This is a genomic window from Geodermatophilus sp. TF02-6 (assembly GCF_003319115.1).
In the GTDB taxonomy this organism is placed as follows: domain Bacteria; phylum Actinomycetota; class Actinomycetes; order Mycobacteriales; family Geodermatophilaceae; genus Geodermatophilus.
In genome coordinates this window covers 35948-51594 of record NZ_QOHF01000030.1, presented here as the reverse complement: position 1 = coordinate 51594, position 15647 = coordinate 35948, and the positions used below count along the sequence as shown (strand labels likewise).

The following is a 15647-nucleotide window of genomic DNA, read 5'->3' as shown; positions in this document are numbered from 1 at the left end:
GGCGCCGGTGCCCGACTGGGTGCACGAGCCCGACCTCGGCACCGGGCCGATCACCTCGCGGGAGGAGGCGATCGCCGAGGTGCTGCGCGCCGCCCTGGCCCGCGACACCTCCGACGCCGCCCTGACCCAGCTGCTGCGCGGCGTGCTGGCCGGCTCCTCCGGGCGGCCGGCGGTCGCGGCCGGGCCGGCCGACGTGGCCGACGACCTCGCCGAGGCGCACACCGCGGAGATCCCGGTCTGGGTCGACGCGACCGTCGAGGCCGACGGGTGGGAGGTGGTGGCCGAGGTGCTCGCCCCGACCGCAAGCGACCCCGCCCCCGCCGATGCCACCACGGTCCTGCCGCCGCTGTCCCTGCTGCCCCCGCCCGCGCCCGGCACCGCGCTCGCCGTCCCCCCGCTGCTGTCGCGGCCGCCGGTGCCGTCGGCGACCCGCCGTCCCCCGGCGGTCCCGGGTCAGCAGGTGGCCCGCGTCTGCGACCGGCCCGCCGACGCGCGGCTGGCCACGGTGACCCGCCTGGTGGACAAGCGCGCCGCCGCCTGGCGCCGCCGCGACCCCGTGGTCGTGACCTCGGTGCGCGAGCGGCCGTCGGCCCGCGAGGTCGCCGGGCCGGTGGCCGAGGCGGCGGAGGAGGCGCTCGTCTGCCGGCTGCTGGAGCTCGGCGTGCCGGAGTGGCTGCTCGGCGAGGAGTTCACCGCCGAGGTGGCCCGGCTGGGCACGTACGCGGCGCTCACCCGCGCGCTCGCCGCCGGCCTCCCGGCTGCTCCCCCGCTGCCCGCCGGGCCGGGCGAGGTGCTGCTCGTGGCGGGCCCCGGCGTCGAGACCCTCGCCGCCGCCCGGTCGCTGGCCGCGTCGCTGCGGCTGGACGGCGAGCAGCTGCACTGGGCCTCCCGCGGCGACCTGGCCGCCCTGGCCCCGCGCGGCAACCCGATCACCGGCATCGACACCGCCCTGGAGCGCAAGCAGCAGGCCGACCGGTCGAGCACGCTGACGATCGTGGCGGTCGACGTCCCGCTGCGGGCCGGCGGGGGTGCCTGGCTGGAGCAGATGGTGGCGGTGTTCGCCCCCGCCGGCGTCTGGGCCGTGGTCGAGGCCACCCGCAAACCCGAGGACGTCGGCCCGTGGCTCGACGCGCTGCCCCGCGTGGACGCGCTCGTCGTGCAGGACACCGACCTCACCGCCGACCCGGCCGCGGTCCTCGTCCGCACCACCACGCCGGTGGCCCTGCTCGACGGCGCGCGGGCGACCGCCCACCGCTGGGCCTCGCTGCTGTGCGAGCGGCTGGAGAGCCCCGGGGCATGAGCCCGCTGCGCTGGGACGTGCTCGCGGTCGGGTTCGTGCTCGCCCTGCCCGTCCTGGCCCTGGGCCTGCGCGGCGACCTCGGCCCCGAGGACGTCGTCGCCCGGCTGCCCTGGTGCCTGGCCGCCGGGTGGGCCGCCGTCGCGCTGCTGCGCTGGGCGGCCACCCCCCGCCGTCCCCCGGCCGACTCCCCCGCGGACGACGACCCGGCGGCCTGAAAGAGGACCCCGTCCTCCCCACCCCTCGCCAGCTCGGGGCGGGACCCGGGACGGGGCCACCGAGGGGCTCGCAGAGGGGTCCTCTCTCAGGTCGTCGCCGGCTGCGGGGTGAAGCGCAACGGCAGTTCCAGCAGCCCCCGGAACGCCGACGCGGCCGGGAGCCACATCAGGTCCTCGACCGGGACGTCGAGCTCGAGGTCGGGCAGCCGCACGAGGATGCGGCGCAGCGCCGTGGTCGCCTCCATCCGCGCCAGGGCGGTGCCCAGGCACTTGTGGATGCCGTGCCCGAAGGACATGTGGTGGGTGGCGCCGCGGCTGAGGTCCAGGTCGTCGGCGTCCGGCAGGAACTCCGGGTCGTGGTTGGCCGAGCTGAGCACCACCGTGACGATCGAGCCCGCGGGGATCGGTACGCCGCCGAGCTCGAGGTCCTCGGTGGCGAACCGGAAGCTCGACACCGGCACGGAGCCGTCGAAGCGCAGCAGCTCCTCCACGGCGTCGGGCACCAGGTCGGGGTCGTCCAGCAGCTCGGCCATCTCCTCCGGGTGGGTCAGCAGCGCCACCACGGCGTTGCCCAGGAAGTCCGAGGTGGTCTGGTAGCCGGCGAACAGCAGCAGGAAGCAGGTGGAGACCAGTTCCGCCTCCGACAGCCGGCCGTCCCCGTCGCGGGCGGCGATCAGCGCGCTCACCAGGTCCTCGCCGGGCTCGCGACGCTTGGCCGCCACCAGGCCCGTGAAGTAGGCGTGCAGCCGCTCCTGGGCCTGCCCGATCGCCGCCCGGTCCTCCTGGGGGCTGCGCCCGCCGGTGCCGACGGTCCGGATGACCTGGGTGCCGGCCAGGATCTCCTCGTGGTCCTCCTCGGGGATCCCGAGCAGGTCGCCGATGACGGCCAGCGGCAGCCGCAGGGCGAACTCGTCGACGAACTCGGTGCGACCCCGCGGCGCCATCCGGTCCAGCAGCCCCTCGACGATCTCCTCGATCCGGGGACGCATGGCCTCGATGCGCCGGGGCGTGAACGCCTGGGTCACCAGCCGGCGCAGCCGGGTGTGCTCCGGCGGGTCGGAGTTGAGCATGTTCGTGTTGATCTGCCGGGCCTTCTCCCCGAACACCTGCAGGTAGGTGTCGCCCGCGCGGTAGAGGTCCTTGGACAGCCGCGGGTCGGACAGCGCCGCCCGGGCGTCGTCGAACCGGGTGACCAGGTAGGAGTCGAAGCGCGGCGTGCGCACCCGCACCACCGGGCTCTCGGCGCGCAGCCGGGCGTAGGTCGGGTAGGGGTCGGCGCGGAACTCGGGGGTGTAGATCTCACCGCCGGGGATCGGGTCGGCCTGGGTCTCGGTCGAGGTCCGGGACTGGGTCTGGGTCATGGTGTCTCCAGGGGTGGGGTTCGGGCGGGGACCGCCTCCGGCTCGGTGGGTGAGGGCGCCGCCTCCCGGGCCGGGCGGGAGCCCTCAGGACGCTCTGCCTCGGGACGCTCTGCCTCGGGACGCTCTGTCCTCAGGACGCATAGACCCCGGCCAGGTGGTCGCAGAGCTCGGTCTCCGACACTGGGCGGGAGCGGAAGCCGACGTGGCCGTCGGGCCGGACGAGGTAGGCCGCCGTGCGCGCCCCGGTCAGCCCGTAGGCCGCCCGGAAGCCGCCGTCGACGTCGCGGACCACCGGGAGGTCGACCAGCAGCGGCAGGGACAGCGACGGGCTCGCGACCAGGTAGACGTCGACCTCGCCCCGCGCCCGCTCGCGGACGGTGCCGGCCAGCTTCTCCAGGTCGAGCAGCTCCTCCTCCCCCACGCCGGCGTCGGCGGAGAACAGCAGCGTCGCGCGCGGTCCGCGGGTCAGGTCGAACAGGCGCAGCCCGTGCGCGACCCCGAAGCGCCGCAGGCCGTGGACGTCGGGCGCCCGGTGACCCGGCTCCGGACCGCCGGGAAACGCCTCGCCGTCGGCGGCCTCCCCGACCAGCGGGCTGCCGGCGTAGTTCATCGTCATCTGCATCTCGAGCAGGAACTGCGCCTTCTCGTCCTCCATGTCCATCTCGTCGGTGAACGCGATGGCCACGGCCCGGTCGACGATCATCTTCCCGGCCGGACGGCGCTCGGCCTCGTAGCTGTCCAGCAGCCCCGGGGCGGCCAGCCCGCGGACGGCGAGGGCGAGCTTCCAGCCGAGGTTCCAGGCGTCCTGGATCCCGGTGTTCATGCCCTGCCCGCCGGCCGGGGGGTGCAGGTGCGCCGCGTCGCCGGCGACGAACACCCGCCCCCGCCGGTAGGCGTCGACGATGCCGTGCTTGATCCGGAAGATCGACGACCAGCGCAGGTTGCTCGCGGTCGTCCCGGGCGGGCCCAGGTCGTCGATCGCGGCCTGGATGTCGGCCAGCGTCGGCGGCTGGTACTCCTTCCAGAACCCGGCCGACACGACGCCGGAGCCGATCGACCTCTGCAGCTCCTCGGGGGCGAGGGTCGCGACCCGGTAGCGGTTGCGGCCCTTGAGCGGCACGCAGACCAGCATCCCGGTGAACGCGCCGTCGTCCTCGATGCGCACGAAGCGCACCAGGTGGCCGGCCGGCAGGTCCCAGTCCACGTCGACGTCGCCGAGCATGAACAGCTGCGGGAACATCGACAGCCCGCCCTCGAAGGACAGCCCGAGCCCCGAGCGGACGACGCTGTGCGCGCCGTCGCAGCCGACCAGGTACTGCGCCCGGGTGGTCTCCACCTCGCCCGAGGCGGACCGCAGCTGCGCGGTGACGCCGTCGTCGTCCTGGCTGAACCCGACCAGCTCGACCCCCCGCTCGACGTCGACGCCGAGGGAGGTCAGCCTGCCGAGCAGGAGGCGCTCGGTCTCGTACTGTGGCAGGCCCAGGTGGGCGTAGGGCAGCTCGTCGAGGCCGGCCCAGTCGACCTGGTGGGTCTGGCGGCCGTTGACGAACACCGTCTGGCCGTACAGCCAGATGCCGGCGTCCATCGCCTCCTTGACGATGCCCTGCTCCTCCCAGATCTCCATGGTCCGGCAGTGGATGCCGATCGCCTTGTCCGCCTGGGTGGACATCTGCGGGCGCTTGTCCACCACCCGGACGGCGACGCCGCGGCGGGCCAGCTCGATGGCGTGCGTCATGCCGGCCGGGCCGGCGCCGACGACGAGGACGTCGGGAGCGCGCCCGGGCCGCACGGACACGTCGGCCGGCGACGAGGGGACGGGAACCGCCGGCCGGTGCCCGTCGTCCGGCTTCTCGACGAACTCCTGCACGGTGGCGCTGGGCACCGTGCCGACGGGGACCGGCTCGATGACGGCGGCCGGCTCCACGAGCTCCTCCTCGGGCACCGACACCGGCTGCCCGGCCACCGCCTCCAGGTCCGGCTCGGGCGTCACCGGCACGCCCTCGGGGACGACGGCGGCCGGCTGGTGTGCGGGCCCGGGCAGCGTCCCCGCCCCGGCGCCGGCGGCCGCCGACGGCGGCACCGGTCGTGCGCGCAGCGCGAAGACCCTGCGGTCCTCGCCGCGCGCCAGCCACCGGCCCAGCGGCCCGGCGGCCCAGTTCGCCGGCTCCGCCGCCCAGTCGGTGAAGCGCTGCTCGGAGTCCCACTCGGCGACGACGTGGTAGCGCCGTCCGTCGGGTTCGCGCAGCAGCTCCTCGCGGGCGTGGCCGGGGACGCTGCGGGCCAGCTGCGCGGCGGCTGCGTAGGCGAGCTCGAAGGCGTCGGCCTCCCAGGGCTCGACGGCGACGGCGGTGTCGATGCGCACCCGCTCCACCTCGACGTCCCCGCCGGGTGAGGGCAGCGGCGGGAAGTCGGCGTCCGCGTCGGGCCGCTGGCGGATCTCGAGCACCTCGCGCCGGAACTCGACCGAGTGCCACCGGGCCAGCGGAGCGCCGGCCGCCATGTGGGACGGGTCCTCGACCCACTGCACGAAGTCGTCCTCGGACTCCCACTCCGCGAAGATGTGGTAGCGCAGGCCGCCGGCGTCGCGCAGCAGCTCCTCGCGCACGTACCCGCGCGCGTCGCCGATCCGCTGGGCGACCGTGGTGTACGCGCGCTCGAAGGCCTCCTGCTCGCCCGGCTTGACGCTGGTGGAGAAGTCGATGCGCACCGGCCGGGACCGCTCGGCCTCCACCGTCGCCAGCACGGTGAAGGTCGAGCGGGAGGCGTCCTCGCGCAGGTCGCGCAGCGCCTCGTCAAGCCGTTCCCGGGCGGCACTGCGCCCGAAGGCGTCCACCGACGCCCGGTCGGTCCAGTCGCTGACGACGGCGAACCAGCGCGGGTCGCCCTCGTCGCGCATCAGCTCCTGGCGCAGGTTGCCCGGCACCCGGCTGATCTCCGCGGCCGCCGTGCGCCAGGCCGCCTCGAACTGCGCCTCGCAGCCCTCCCGTGCCCGCACCCGCAGCAACGTCCGCACGGCCGCCCGGCCGCCGGCCCCAGGCGCCGCCGTCATGCGGCCCCCTCCTCCGGGCCCTGTCTGCCCGGGACGACCGCGAGCACCTCGTAGGTGTTGCGGGCCGCGTCCTCGCGCAGGTCGCGCAGCGCCTCGGTGAGCATCTCGCGGGCACTGCTGCGGCCGAACCCGTCGACCGCGGCCCGGTCGGTCCAGTCACTGGTGATCAGGAAGGTGCGCGGATCGTCCGCGTCCCGGATCAGCTCCTGCTGGAGGTTGCCGGGCACCCGGCTGATCTCCGCGGCCGCCGTGCGCCAGGCCGCCTCGAACTGCGCCTCGCAGCCCTCGCGGGTGCGCATCCGCAGGATCGTCCGCACCGCGGCCCGGCCCCCCGACCCGGTCGCCGGCGCGGTCATGCCGCCTCCTCCGGGTACCGGCGCAGCACCAGGGCGCTGTTGAACCCCCCGAACCCCCGGGCCAGGACGACGACGACCCCGACGTCCTGCTCGCGCGTCTCGCGCACCAGGTCCAGGCCGTACTCCTCGACCGGGTCGTCGAGGTTGCCCACCCCGGGGACCACGCCGTCCCGGATGGCCAGCAGCGCGGTCGCGACGTTGAGCGCCGACCCGCCGGCCATGAGCCGCCCGGTCCAGCTCGACGGGGCGGTCACCGGGACGCCGCGCTCGCCGAACACCGACGTGACGGCCTCGGCCTCCAGCCGGTCCAACTCGGGGACGCCCGCGCCGTCGGCGATGACCAGGTCGACGTCGTCCGGGCCGATCCCGGCGTCGGCCAGCGAGAGCCGGATGGCCCGCGCGTACTGCGTGGCGTCGGGCGCGGGGTCCTCGTGGTGGTGGGCGTCGTGCGTCGCGCCGTAGCCGACGACCTCGCCCCACACCTTCTGCGCGCCGCGGGCCCGGGCGGCGTCGGCCTCCTCGACCAACAGGATGGCGCCGCCCTCGCCGATCGTGTGCCCGTTGGCCCGCCGGTCGAAGGGCTTGTAGCCGTCCTCCGGGCGCGACGCGGTGGACAGCCGGCCGCTGGTGACCTGGCACAGCAGCGCGTAGGGGCAGATCCCGGCCTCGGTGCCGCCGACCAGCACCGCGGGGGTGCCGCGGCGGGCCACCCGGCGGGCCCAGCCGATGCTGTCCAGCCCGCCGGCGCTCTCGCTGACCACGACGCCGGACGGGCCCTTCCACCCGTCGCGGATGGAGATCTGCCCGGTGCTGGCCGCGTAGAACCAGGCGATCGACTGGTAGGCGCCCACCGCCTTGGGCCCCTTGGCCCACAGCCCCTGGATCTCGTGCTGGCTGAACTCGTTGCCACCGGAGCCCGCGGCGAGGAACACCGAGGTGGCGTAGGCCTCCTCCGGCGGGATGTAGCCGGCGTCCTCCGCGGCGAGCGTGGCCGCGGCCAGCGACATCCACGTCCAGCGGTCGGTCTGCACCAGCAGCCGCGCGTCGACGTGCTCCTCGGGCACGAAGCCGCGCACCTGCCCGGCGATGGTGACCCCGTAGACCGAGGCGTCGAATCCCTCGATCGGCCGCACGGACAGCTCGCCGCGCAGCAGGGACCGCCAGTGCTCCTCGACCCCGATGCCGCTGGGCGCGACGACGCCGATGCCGGTGACCAGCAGCCGGGTCGTCCGCCCGCCCCGGCCGGCGAGGATGGCCCGACCCGTGGGCGCGGTCTCGCGGTGACCGCCGACCACCTCGCTGGCGACCCCCTCCTCACTGAGCACGGTCGGCTCGGTCACCGACTCGCTGCGCGACCTCGCCAGCTCGGTCACCGACTCGCTGCCCGACCTCGCCAGCTCGGTCACCGACTCGCTGCCCGACCTCGCCAGCTCGGTCACGATGCCCTCCGATCGGGCTTGGCGAGCACGATCGCCGACTGGAAGCCGCCGAACCCGCTGCCCACCGAGACGGCGACGTCGACCTTCGACTCGCGCGCGGTCTTGGGCACGTAGTCCAGGTCGCACTCGGGGTCGGGCTCCTCGTAGTTCGCCGTGGGCGGCACCACCTGGCGCTGCACGGCCAGCGCGGTGGCCGCGATCTCGATCGAGCCGATCGCACCCAGGGAGTGACCGACCATCGACTTCAGCGAGCTCATCGGCACCTTGTAGGCGGCCTCCCCCAGGCTCAGCTTCACCGCGGCGGTCTCGTGCCGGTCGTTCTGCTTGGTCCCCGACCCGTGGGCGTTGACGTAGCCGACCTCCTCGGCGTCGATCCGCCCCTGCCGGAGCGCCTGGTCCAGCGCCTCGGCCATCTCCACGCCGTCCGGGCGCAGCCCGGTCATGTGGAAGGCGTTGCAGCGGTTGGCGTAGCCGGTGACCTCGCAGTAGATCTCGGCGTCCCGGGCCCGGGCGTGCTCGAGCTCCTCGAGGACCATCACCGCAGCGCCCTCCCCCATGACGAAGCCGTCGCGGCGGGCGTCGAAGGGCTTGGAGGCGTGCTCGGGGTCGGCGTTGTTCGCGGTGGTCGCGCGGATGGTGTCGAAGCAGGCCATCGAGATCGGCGAGATGGGGGCGTCGCTGGCCCCGGCGATCACCACGTCGGCGTCGCCGTCCTCGATCAGCTGGCTGCCGTAGCCGACCGCGTCGATGCCCGACGTGCAGCCGGTGGACACCACCGTCGCCGGCGCCTGCGCCCGGAAGCGCACCGCCAGCTCCGTCGCGCCGCAGCTGGGCACCAGCGCCTGGTGCAGGAACCGCGAGGCGTAGCGCGGGTCCACCAGCCAGTGGGTGCCCGCGTCGCTGACGTTGACGTACTCGTTCTCCAGCCGCATGGTGGCGCCGACGGCGCTGCCCAGGGTGACCCCGACCCGCTCGGGCTCGGGCGCGTCCGGCGCGCCGCCCACCCCGAAGCGCAGCCCGCTGTCGGCGACCGCCTCGTCCGCGGCGACCATCGCGAACTGCACGAACCGGTCGTTGCGGTGGACCTCGTGCGCGGTCAGGCCCAGCGCGCGGGGGTCGAAGTCGACCTCCGCGGCCACCTGGGAGCGGAACCGGCTGGGGTCGAAGAACGTGATCCGCCGGGTCGCCGTGCGCCCGGCGGTGATCATGTCCCAGAAGCCTTCGCGGCCGATCGAGCCGGGGGCGACGACCCCGATGCCGGTGACGACGACGCGGCGCCCGTCGGCACTCACTGCTCGACTCCGCACTCGTTCTGCTCCTCGGTCGCTGGCGCTCCCTGCGATGCCCGCGAGCGCGTCGTCATCGCGGCGCTCACTGCGCCGCGCCGGTGGCCCCCGGCGAGGGCTCGGTGTCGACGTGGCCGAGCTCCGGGCGCGGGGCCAGCGGGCCGAGGCAGAACACGAAGAACGCCGGCGTGTCGGTGTCGTTGACCAGGCGGTGGCGCACGCCGATGGGGACGTGCACCGCCGACTCGGCGACCATGCGGCGCTCCTCGCCGTCGAGCGTGATGAGGATGTCGCCCGACACGCAGTAGAGGAACTCCTCCGAGTACGGGTGCCAGTGCTCGGTCACGATCTCGCCCGGCTGCAGGGTGAGCGTGCCCATGAAGCCGGCCGTCGCCCCGACGCTGGCCGGGGAGAGCAGGGTGCGGATGTCCCCGCCCCGGCGGCGGTTGGGCGGGGTGCTGTCGCGGTACACGGTGGGACCGATGTGCACCACCGACGGCGCGTGCTGGATGGTGGTCATGTCTCTCCTCAGGCTGGGCTCGTGCCCGCGAGCGCGGGCTCGGGAGGGCTGAGCGGGTCCATCGAGTCGGGGTCGGGGACGAGGTAGACCGGCAGGTCGGGCAGGACCTGCCGGACGAGGGGTCCCAACGTGGGGGTGGCGCCGACCTCGAGGACCGCGGTGGCGCCGAGCTCGGCGAGCGCGCGCGAGGTCGCCTCCCACTGCACCGGCGCCAGCAGGTGCTCGCGCAGGCACAGCGCCAGCCGCTCGGGGTCGCGCGTGGGCCGGCCGTCCACGTTGGGCACCACCGGGATCGCCGGGACCGACCAGGCCAGGTCGGACAGCGCCTCCTGCAGGTGGGCGGCGACCGGTTGCATGAAGGGGGAGTGGAACGCGCCGGCCAGGTGCAGGCGCACCCAGCGCAGGCCGGCCGCCTCGACCGCCGGCCGGGCCCGGTCCAGCTCCGCGCAGCCGCCGGAGAGCACCACCTGCTCGGGGCCGTTGACGGTGGCGACCACGAGCACCCCGCCGCCGGCGACGTCCTCGACGACCGAGCGCGCCACGGCGCCGGCGTCCGGCCCGACGACCGCCGCCATGCCGGCGCACGACGGCCGGGGGGTCAGCGCCATGAGCTCGGCCCGCCAGTGCACGAGCTCGAGCACGGGGCCGAACTCGAGGGCGCCGGCCGCCACCAGGGCGGCGTACTCCCCCAGGCTGTGCCCGGCGACGCCGACCGCCGCCAGACCCCGGGCGGCCAGGCTGCGGAACCCGGCCACCCCGGTGACCAGCACGGCCAGCTGCGCCGCGGCGGGGTCGTGCAGGTTCAACGGGTCGCGCCACCACGCGGCGACGTCCCGGCCGACCAGGTCGGAGGCCTCGGTGAGCACCTCGCGGGAGGCGGCGTCCGAGAGCCACGGGTCGGCCGTGCCGGGGCGCGGCGTCCCCTGGCCCGGGAAGACGACGGCGGCCCCGCGTGGCGGCGCGACGGTCACGTCCGGGCCCTCTGGGCGGCGTCCTGGACCTTGTCCCGGATGACCGCCATCTGCACCTTGCTGTTGGCGTTGATGCGCTGGGTCATGCCGGCGGTGTCGACGGGGGCCTCCGGGCGCATCCGGAAGTCCTGCACCCAGCGCATCCGGGTGCCGTCGCCCTCGGGCGCGTAGGTCCACTCGATGTCCATGAACTCGAACGGACCGGGCTCGACCCGGCGGGCCACGACCCGGTGCGCCGCCTCGTCGAGGGTGCGCTCGGACACCCAGCTCCACACCTTGCCGTTCTCGTCCGGGTGCATGGTGAGCCGGAAGCGGTAGGTGTCGCCGGTGTGGTCGAGGATGTCCACCGAGGCGTACTCGGTGAACAGGTCCGGCCAGTTCTGCAGGTCGTTGGTCATGCGCCACACGAAGTCGATGTCGGCGTCGATGACGATCGAGTTGTCGGTGTGGCCGACGGTCTGGCTCTCCTGCGGGGTGGCCTGGGTCATCGGGGTCCCTCCGGGTCGCTCGTGGTGGGTCGGCGCGGGTGCGGGCGGGTCGCCGTGCCGGTCAGGAGGCCTCGGCCGGGGCCGGCTCGGCCTGGTTCAGCTGCGACGACACGACCTCGACGATCTCGCCGAACGTGTAGTGGTCGGGCTTGTCGTCGGGCATCTCGACGCCGTAGCGCTCCTGCAGCTCGGTCTGCATGGAGAGGAAGGCCAGCGAGTCCAGGCCCACGTCCTCGAACTTGGCGTCCGGGTCGCTGGTGTGCGAGGTGGCGGGGAGGCCGGCCTTCTCGGTGAGCAGGCCCATCAGGTCGTCGAGGGTGAAGGTGGTGGCGGGCACGGGGGGCTTCCTTCCATCGGTTGCGTCGGTTGCGTCGGTGACGGTGTGCAGGTGCAGGGAGGCGGTCTGCTCCGGTCCGGCCGGGACGTCGAGGGGGTCCGGGTCGTCCGGGGGCAGCACCGCCGACGGGTCCGCGGCCAGGGCCGCGGCCCGGTCGAGCAGCTCGGGCAGGTGCCGGTCGAGGAACTGGACGTCGTGGCGGTCGGCCCGGACGTCGGGGTCGCGCAGGAGGGCCCGGTGCAGCGCGATGGTGGTGTGCACGCCGGGGCCGTCGACCCGCGTCTCCGCCAGCGCGCGGTCCATCCGCCGGATGGCCTGGGCCCGGTCCGGCGCCCAGACGACGAGCTTGCCGAGCAGCGAGTCGTAGTGGGGGCTGACCTCGTCGCCCTGGCGGTAGCCGGAGTCGAAGCGGGTCCAGGGCCCGTCGGGGACGCGCAGCACGTCGAGCCGGCCGGGTGCGGGCGCGAACCCGCGGACCGGGTCCTCCGCGTTGATCCGGCACTCGATGGCCGCGCCGCGCAGGACGACGTCCTCCTGGCGCAGGCGCAGCGGCCGCCCGCCGGCGACCAGCAGCTGCTCACGGACGAGGTCGACCCCGGTGAGCAGCTCGGTGACCGGGTGCTCCACCTGGATCCGGGCGTTGACCTCCATGAAGTACGCCGACCCGGCGCCGTCGACGAGGAACTCCATCGTCCCGGCGCCGACGTAGCCCACCGAGAGCGCGCCCTGGACGGCGACCGCGCCCAGGGCGGCCTGCTGCTCGGGTGACAGGTGCGCCGGCGGGCCCTCCTCGAGCAGCTTCTGGTGCCGCCGCTGCAGCGAGCAGTCCCGCTGGCCGAGGTGGACGCCGTTGCCGTGGGCGTCGCAGAGGATCTGCACCTCGACGTGCCGGGCGCGCGGGAGGTAGCGCTCGATGTACACCGTCGGGTCCCGGAAGACCGCCCGGGCCACCGCGCGCGTGCCGGTGAACGCCTCGGCGAAGTCCTCGGCGGTGTGGACGACGGTCATGCCCCGCCCGCCCCCGCCGGCGGCCGCCTTGATGATCACCGGGTAGCCGATGCCGTCGGCGATCAGCCGACCCTCCTCGACCGTGCGGACCGGCTCGACGACGCCGGGCAGCAGCGGCAGGCCGGCGTCGGCCATGAGCCGCCGCGCGGTCGCCTTGTTGCCCATCTGCTGCATGACGGCCGGCGGCGGCCCGACGAAGGTCAGCCCCTCGGCCTCGCAGATCTCGGCGAAGTCGGGGTCCTCGGAGAGGAACCCGTAGCCGGGGTGCACCGCGTCGGCCCCGGTGCGCAGCGCGGCCTCGACGATGTTCGGCACGTGCAGGTAGCTGCAGCGCGGGGCGGAGGAGCCGATGTGCACGGCCTCGTCGGCCATCGCCACGACGGCGGAGTCGCGGTCCGAGGTCGAGTACACGGCCACGACCTCGATGCCGAGCTCGCGGCAGGCCCGGGCGACGCGGACGGCGATCTCCCCGCGGTTGGCGATGAGCAGCTTGGAGATCACGGCGCGGCCCCCGGAGGCAGCAGCAGCATCAGCGTCTGGTCGTACTCGACCGACTCCGTGTCGCCGACGAGGATCTCGGCGACGACGCCGGCCTGGTCGGCCAGGATCGGGTTCATCAGCTTCATCGCCTCGACGATCCCGAGGGTCTGGCCGGCCTCGACCTGGTCACCGACGCGGACGAAGGGGTCGGCGCCCGGGGACGGCGCCACGTAGAACGTCCCCACCAGCGGGGCGCGGACGGCGGTGGCGCCGGCGAGCGCCGTCGTCCCCTCCGCCACGACCGACTCCGCCGCCGCCTCGCCGCGGGCCGGGGCGGGGCCGCCGGCGCCGCCGCCCCACTCCACCTCGATGGCGCACGAGCCGCTGCGGACGGTGAGCCGGCGCAGGTCGCCGGGGAGGGTGCGGGCGAGCTCCACCACCTCCCGACGCAGCTCCTGGGCGGTCTCCTCGGTGGTGGGGAGGTGGCCCGGGGAGGTGCCGTTGCCCGTGGTGGGGGGCAGCTCGACAGGGGTCATGGCTCAGTCCTGGGTCCGGGGGGCGGGCTGCGGGCCCGTCCCGGCGTGCGCCTCGGCCCCGCCGATCCCGGACAACCGGCGGCTGCGGGCGGCGAGGAGGGTGTCGGGGTCGCTACCGGCGAGGTCGTCGAGCTCGCGGACCAGCGCCTCCCGGAGCCGGTCGGCCGCCGCGACGGGGTCGGCCTGCGCACCGCCCGCGGGCTCCCGGACCACGGAGGTGGCGATCCCGGTCTCCAGCAGGTGCGCCGCACCCAGGCGCATGGCCCGGGCGGCGGTCGGCGCCTCCGTCGCGGTCCGCCACAGGATGGCGGCGCACCCCTCGGGGCTGATCACGGACAGGAAGGCGTTCTCCATGACCAGGAGGCGGTCGGAGGTGCACAGCGCCAGCGCGCCACCGCTGCCCCCCTCGCCGGTCACCACGGCGACGACCGGGACGCGCAGCCGGCTGCTGCGCATGATGATGCCGGCGATCGCGTGCGCCTGGCCCCGCTCCTCCGCCTCCGGCCCGGGGTGCGCACCCGGCGTGTCGACGAGGGTGACGACGGGCAGCGAGAAGGCCTCGGCGTGGTCCATCAGCCGCTGCGCCTTGCGGTAGCCCTCGGGGTGCGGCATGCCGAAGTTGCGGGTCACCCGCTCGCGGACGGTGCGGCCCTTCTGGTGGCCGATGACGACGACCGTGCGGCCCTCGATCGAGGCCAGGCCGCCGACGACGGCCGGGTCGTCGGCAAAGGCCCGGTCGCCGTGGAGCTCGACGAAGTCGTCGAAGGCGGAGTGCAGGTAGTCCAGCGTCGTCGGCCGCTCGGCGCAGCGGGCCTCCTGCACGACCACCCACGGGTCCTCGTGCACCGGAGCGGCCGCGTCCGGTCCGTCGTCCGACCGCCGCGGCCCCGGTCGGGCCGCGCCGCCGAAGAGGCCGGACCGGTCGGCGTCGGAGGAGGCGCTGCTGTGCAGGGCGAGCAGCCGGATGAGCAGGGGACGCACCTCGGCGCGGCTCTCCACGCGGTCCACCAGCCCGTGCTCGAGCAGGAACTCGGCGGTCTGGAAGCCGGCGGGCAGCTCGGCGCGGATGGTCTCCTGCACCACCCGCGGCCCGGCGAAGCCCACGTGCGCGCCCCGCTCGGCGACCACGACGGACCCCAGGGTGGCGAAGGAGGCCGACACCCCGCCGTAGGTAGGGTCGGTGAGCAGGCACACCGACAGCTGACCGGCCTCGCGCAGGCGGGCGAAGGCCTGGCTGGTCCGGGCCATCTGGAACAGCGAGAAGACGCCCTCCTGCATCCGCGCGCCGCCGCTGGCGCAGACGGTGAGCAGCGGGAGTCCCCGCTCCAGCGCCAGCTCGGCCGCTCCGCAGACGCGCCGGCCCACCTCGATGCCCATGCTGCCGCCGAGGAACCCGAACTCCATGACGGCGAGGACGACGTCGTGGCCGCCGATGCGGGCCGTGCCGACGACCACCGCCTCGGACTCCTGGGAACGGCGCGAGGCGTCGTCCAGCCGGCCGGGGTAGGCCCGCAGGTCGGTGAAAGACAGCGGGTCGGGGGACAGCGCGGTGAAGTCCTGCTCGGCGAAGCTGCCGGTGTCGGCGAGCAGGTCGATGCGTGCCCGGGCGTCCATGCGCAGGTGGTGGTCGCACTCCGGGCAGACCTGCAGGTTGCGGTCGAGCCGTTTGCGGTAGAGCAGCCAGCCGCAGCCGGGGCACGAGGTCCACCCGGACCGTTCCCCCGACGGCGGCGTGCTGCGTTCGGTGCGCGCCGCTCGCGCCGGCGGCGGTGTCGCTGTCCGGGACACAGGCGTCTGTGTCACGACTCCCCCTCTCCCCCTCGCCCGCCCCCGACGGGGCGGGCGGCCCTCACTCGGGCGACGAGGTCCAGTGGTAGAACCGGCGCGCCATCGCGTCTTGAGGCGACTTCCAGTTGGGGTCGTAGGCCTCGATGTGGGGCCGCAGGTCGTCGCTGACCGCGCGGAACGCGGGCAGCGACTGGGCGATCCGCATCGCCTCCGCCGCCGGGCGGTCGAAGTCGATGAGGTGCACGTAGAGCTCGTGGAACTGCCAGAGCGTGCGGCGGACGACGCCGATCTCGTGGGGCATCGACGTCGCGTCGGAGCGGCCGAAGATCTCGGCGACGTCCGCTGCGGACGACGGCGCCATCTTGGCGATGATCATGGTCTGGTGCACCGGAGGTCCTCCTCGTCGTGCGTCCGTCGAACTGTGAGCCGGCAGGGAGGAAGCTGTGAGGGCGCCGGGTTAAGACGAGGCAAACGTTAGAGCGGCTACAGCGACGCCGTAATCCGTCACAGGTC

General features: G+C 75.0%; 14 protein-coding genes. 2 read left to right on the top strand and 12 right to left on the bottom strand.

The features are described 5' to 3' along the window. Both DQ238_RS20540 and DQ238_RS20535 read left to right on the top strand, forming a co-directional pair. Nucleotides 1-1300 (top strand): hypothetical protein (locus DQ238_RS20540; protein ID WP_233496143.1); only part of this gene is annotated, 1300 nt, incomplete at its 5' end. Next, the gene (locus DQ238_RS20535; protein ID WP_113783102.1) at nucleotides 1297-1515 is read left to right on the top strand and encodes a hypothetical protein; all 219 of its coding nucleotides are present in this window, start codon (nucleotides 1297-1299) and stop codon (nucleotides 1513-1515) included. The genes DQ238_RS20540 and DQ238_RS20535, both read left to right, overlap by 4 nt. 86 nt (nucleotides 1516-1601) lie before the next feature. On the opposite strand, the gene DQ238_RS20530 is transcribed toward DQ238_RS20535, so the two are convergent. From DQ238_RS20530 to DQ238_RS20475, 12 genes are all read right to left on the bottom strand, one after another. Continuing rightward, nucleotides 1602-2876, bottom strand: a complete 1275-nt coding sequence (locus DQ238_RS20530) for a cytochrome P450 (protein ID WP_113783101.1) — start codon at nucleotides 2874-2876, stop codon at nucleotides 1602-1604. A gap of 130 nt (nucleotides 2877-3006) precedes the next feature. Next, entirely contained in the window at nucleotides 3007-5925 is a 2919-nt protein-coding gene (locus tag DQ238_RS24290) for an FAD-dependent monooxygenase (RefSeq protein WP_113783100.1), read from the bottom strand. After that, on the bottom strand, nucleotides 5922-6281 hold the full coding sequence (locus tag DQ238_RS20520; RefSeq protein WP_113783099.1) for an antibiotic biosynthesis monooxygenase: 360 nt from the start codon (nucleotides 6279-6281) through the stop codon (nucleotides 5922-5924). Before DQ238_RS20520 ends, DQ238_RS24290 begins: the two co-directional genes overlap by 4 nt. After that, on the bottom strand, nucleotides 6278-7720 hold the full coding sequence (locus tag DQ238_RS20515) for a beta-ketoacyl synthase N-terminal-like domain-containing protein (RefSeq protein WP_233496142.1): 1443 nt from the start codon (nucleotides 7718-7720) through the stop codon (nucleotides 6278-6280). The genes DQ238_RS20520 and DQ238_RS20515 overlap by 4 nt, the downstream gene beginning before the upstream one ends. After that, nucleotides 7717-9012 (bottom strand): beta-ketoacyl synthase, encoded by a 1296-nt coding sequence (locus DQ238_RS20510; protein WP_113783098.1) that lies wholly within the window; start codon nucleotides 9010-9012, stop codon nucleotides 7717-7719. The genes DQ238_RS20515 and DQ238_RS20510 overlap by 4 nt, the downstream gene beginning before the upstream one ends. Before the next feature lie 79 nt (nucleotides 9013-9091). Then, nucleotides 9092-9526 carry a cupin domain-containing protein gene (locus DQ238_RS20505; protein ID WP_113783097.1) on the bottom strand — a complete coding sequence of 145 codons (435 nt, stop codon included), beginning with the start codon at nucleotides 9524-9526 and terminating at the stop codon, nucleotides 9092-9094. Nucleotides 9527-9534: 8 nt separating this feature from the next. Next, the gene (locus tag DQ238_RS20500) at nucleotides 9535-10497 is read right to left on the bottom strand and encodes an ACP S-malonyltransferase (protein WP_113783096.1); all 963 of its coding nucleotides are present in this window, start codon (nucleotides 10495-10497) and stop codon (nucleotides 9535-9537) included. After that, nucleotides 10494-10985, bottom strand: coding sequence for an SRPBCC family protein (locus DQ238_RS20495; RefSeq protein ID WP_113783095.1), 492 nt, complete (start codon nucleotides 10983-10985; stop codon nucleotides 10494-10496). Before DQ238_RS20495 ends, DQ238_RS20500 begins: the two co-directional genes overlap by 4 nt. Before the next feature lie 61 nt (nucleotides 10986-11046). Next, entirely contained in the window at nucleotides 11047-12831 is a 1785-nt protein-coding gene (locus DQ238_RS20490; protein ID WP_113783094.1) for an acetyl-CoA carboxylase biotin carboxylase subunit, read from the bottom strand. After that, nucleotides 12828-13346 carry a biotin/lipoyl-containing protein gene (locus tag DQ238_RS20485; protein WP_113783093.1) on the bottom strand — a complete coding sequence of 173 codons (519 nt, stop codon included), beginning with the start codon at nucleotides 13344-13346 and terminating at the stop codon, nucleotides 12828-12830. The genes DQ238_RS20490 and DQ238_RS20485 overlap by 4 nt, the downstream gene beginning before the upstream one ends. 3 nt (nucleotides 13347-13349) lie before the next feature. Further along, nucleotides 13350-15149 carry an acetyl-CoA carboxylase carboxyltransferase subunit alpha gene (locus tag DQ238_RS20480; RefSeq protein ID WP_233496141.1) on the bottom strand — a complete coding sequence of 600 codons (1800 nt, stop codon included), beginning with the start codon at nucleotides 15147-15149 and terminating at the stop codon, nucleotides 13350-13352. A gap of 46 nt (nucleotides 15150-15195) precedes the next feature. After that, nucleotides 15196-15522, bottom strand: coding sequence for a TcmI family type II polyketide cyclase (locus tag DQ238_RS20475; protein ID WP_113783091.1), 327 nt, complete (start codon nucleotides 15520-15522; stop codon nucleotides 15196-15198). Nucleotides 15523-15647: the final 125 nt, after the last annotated feature.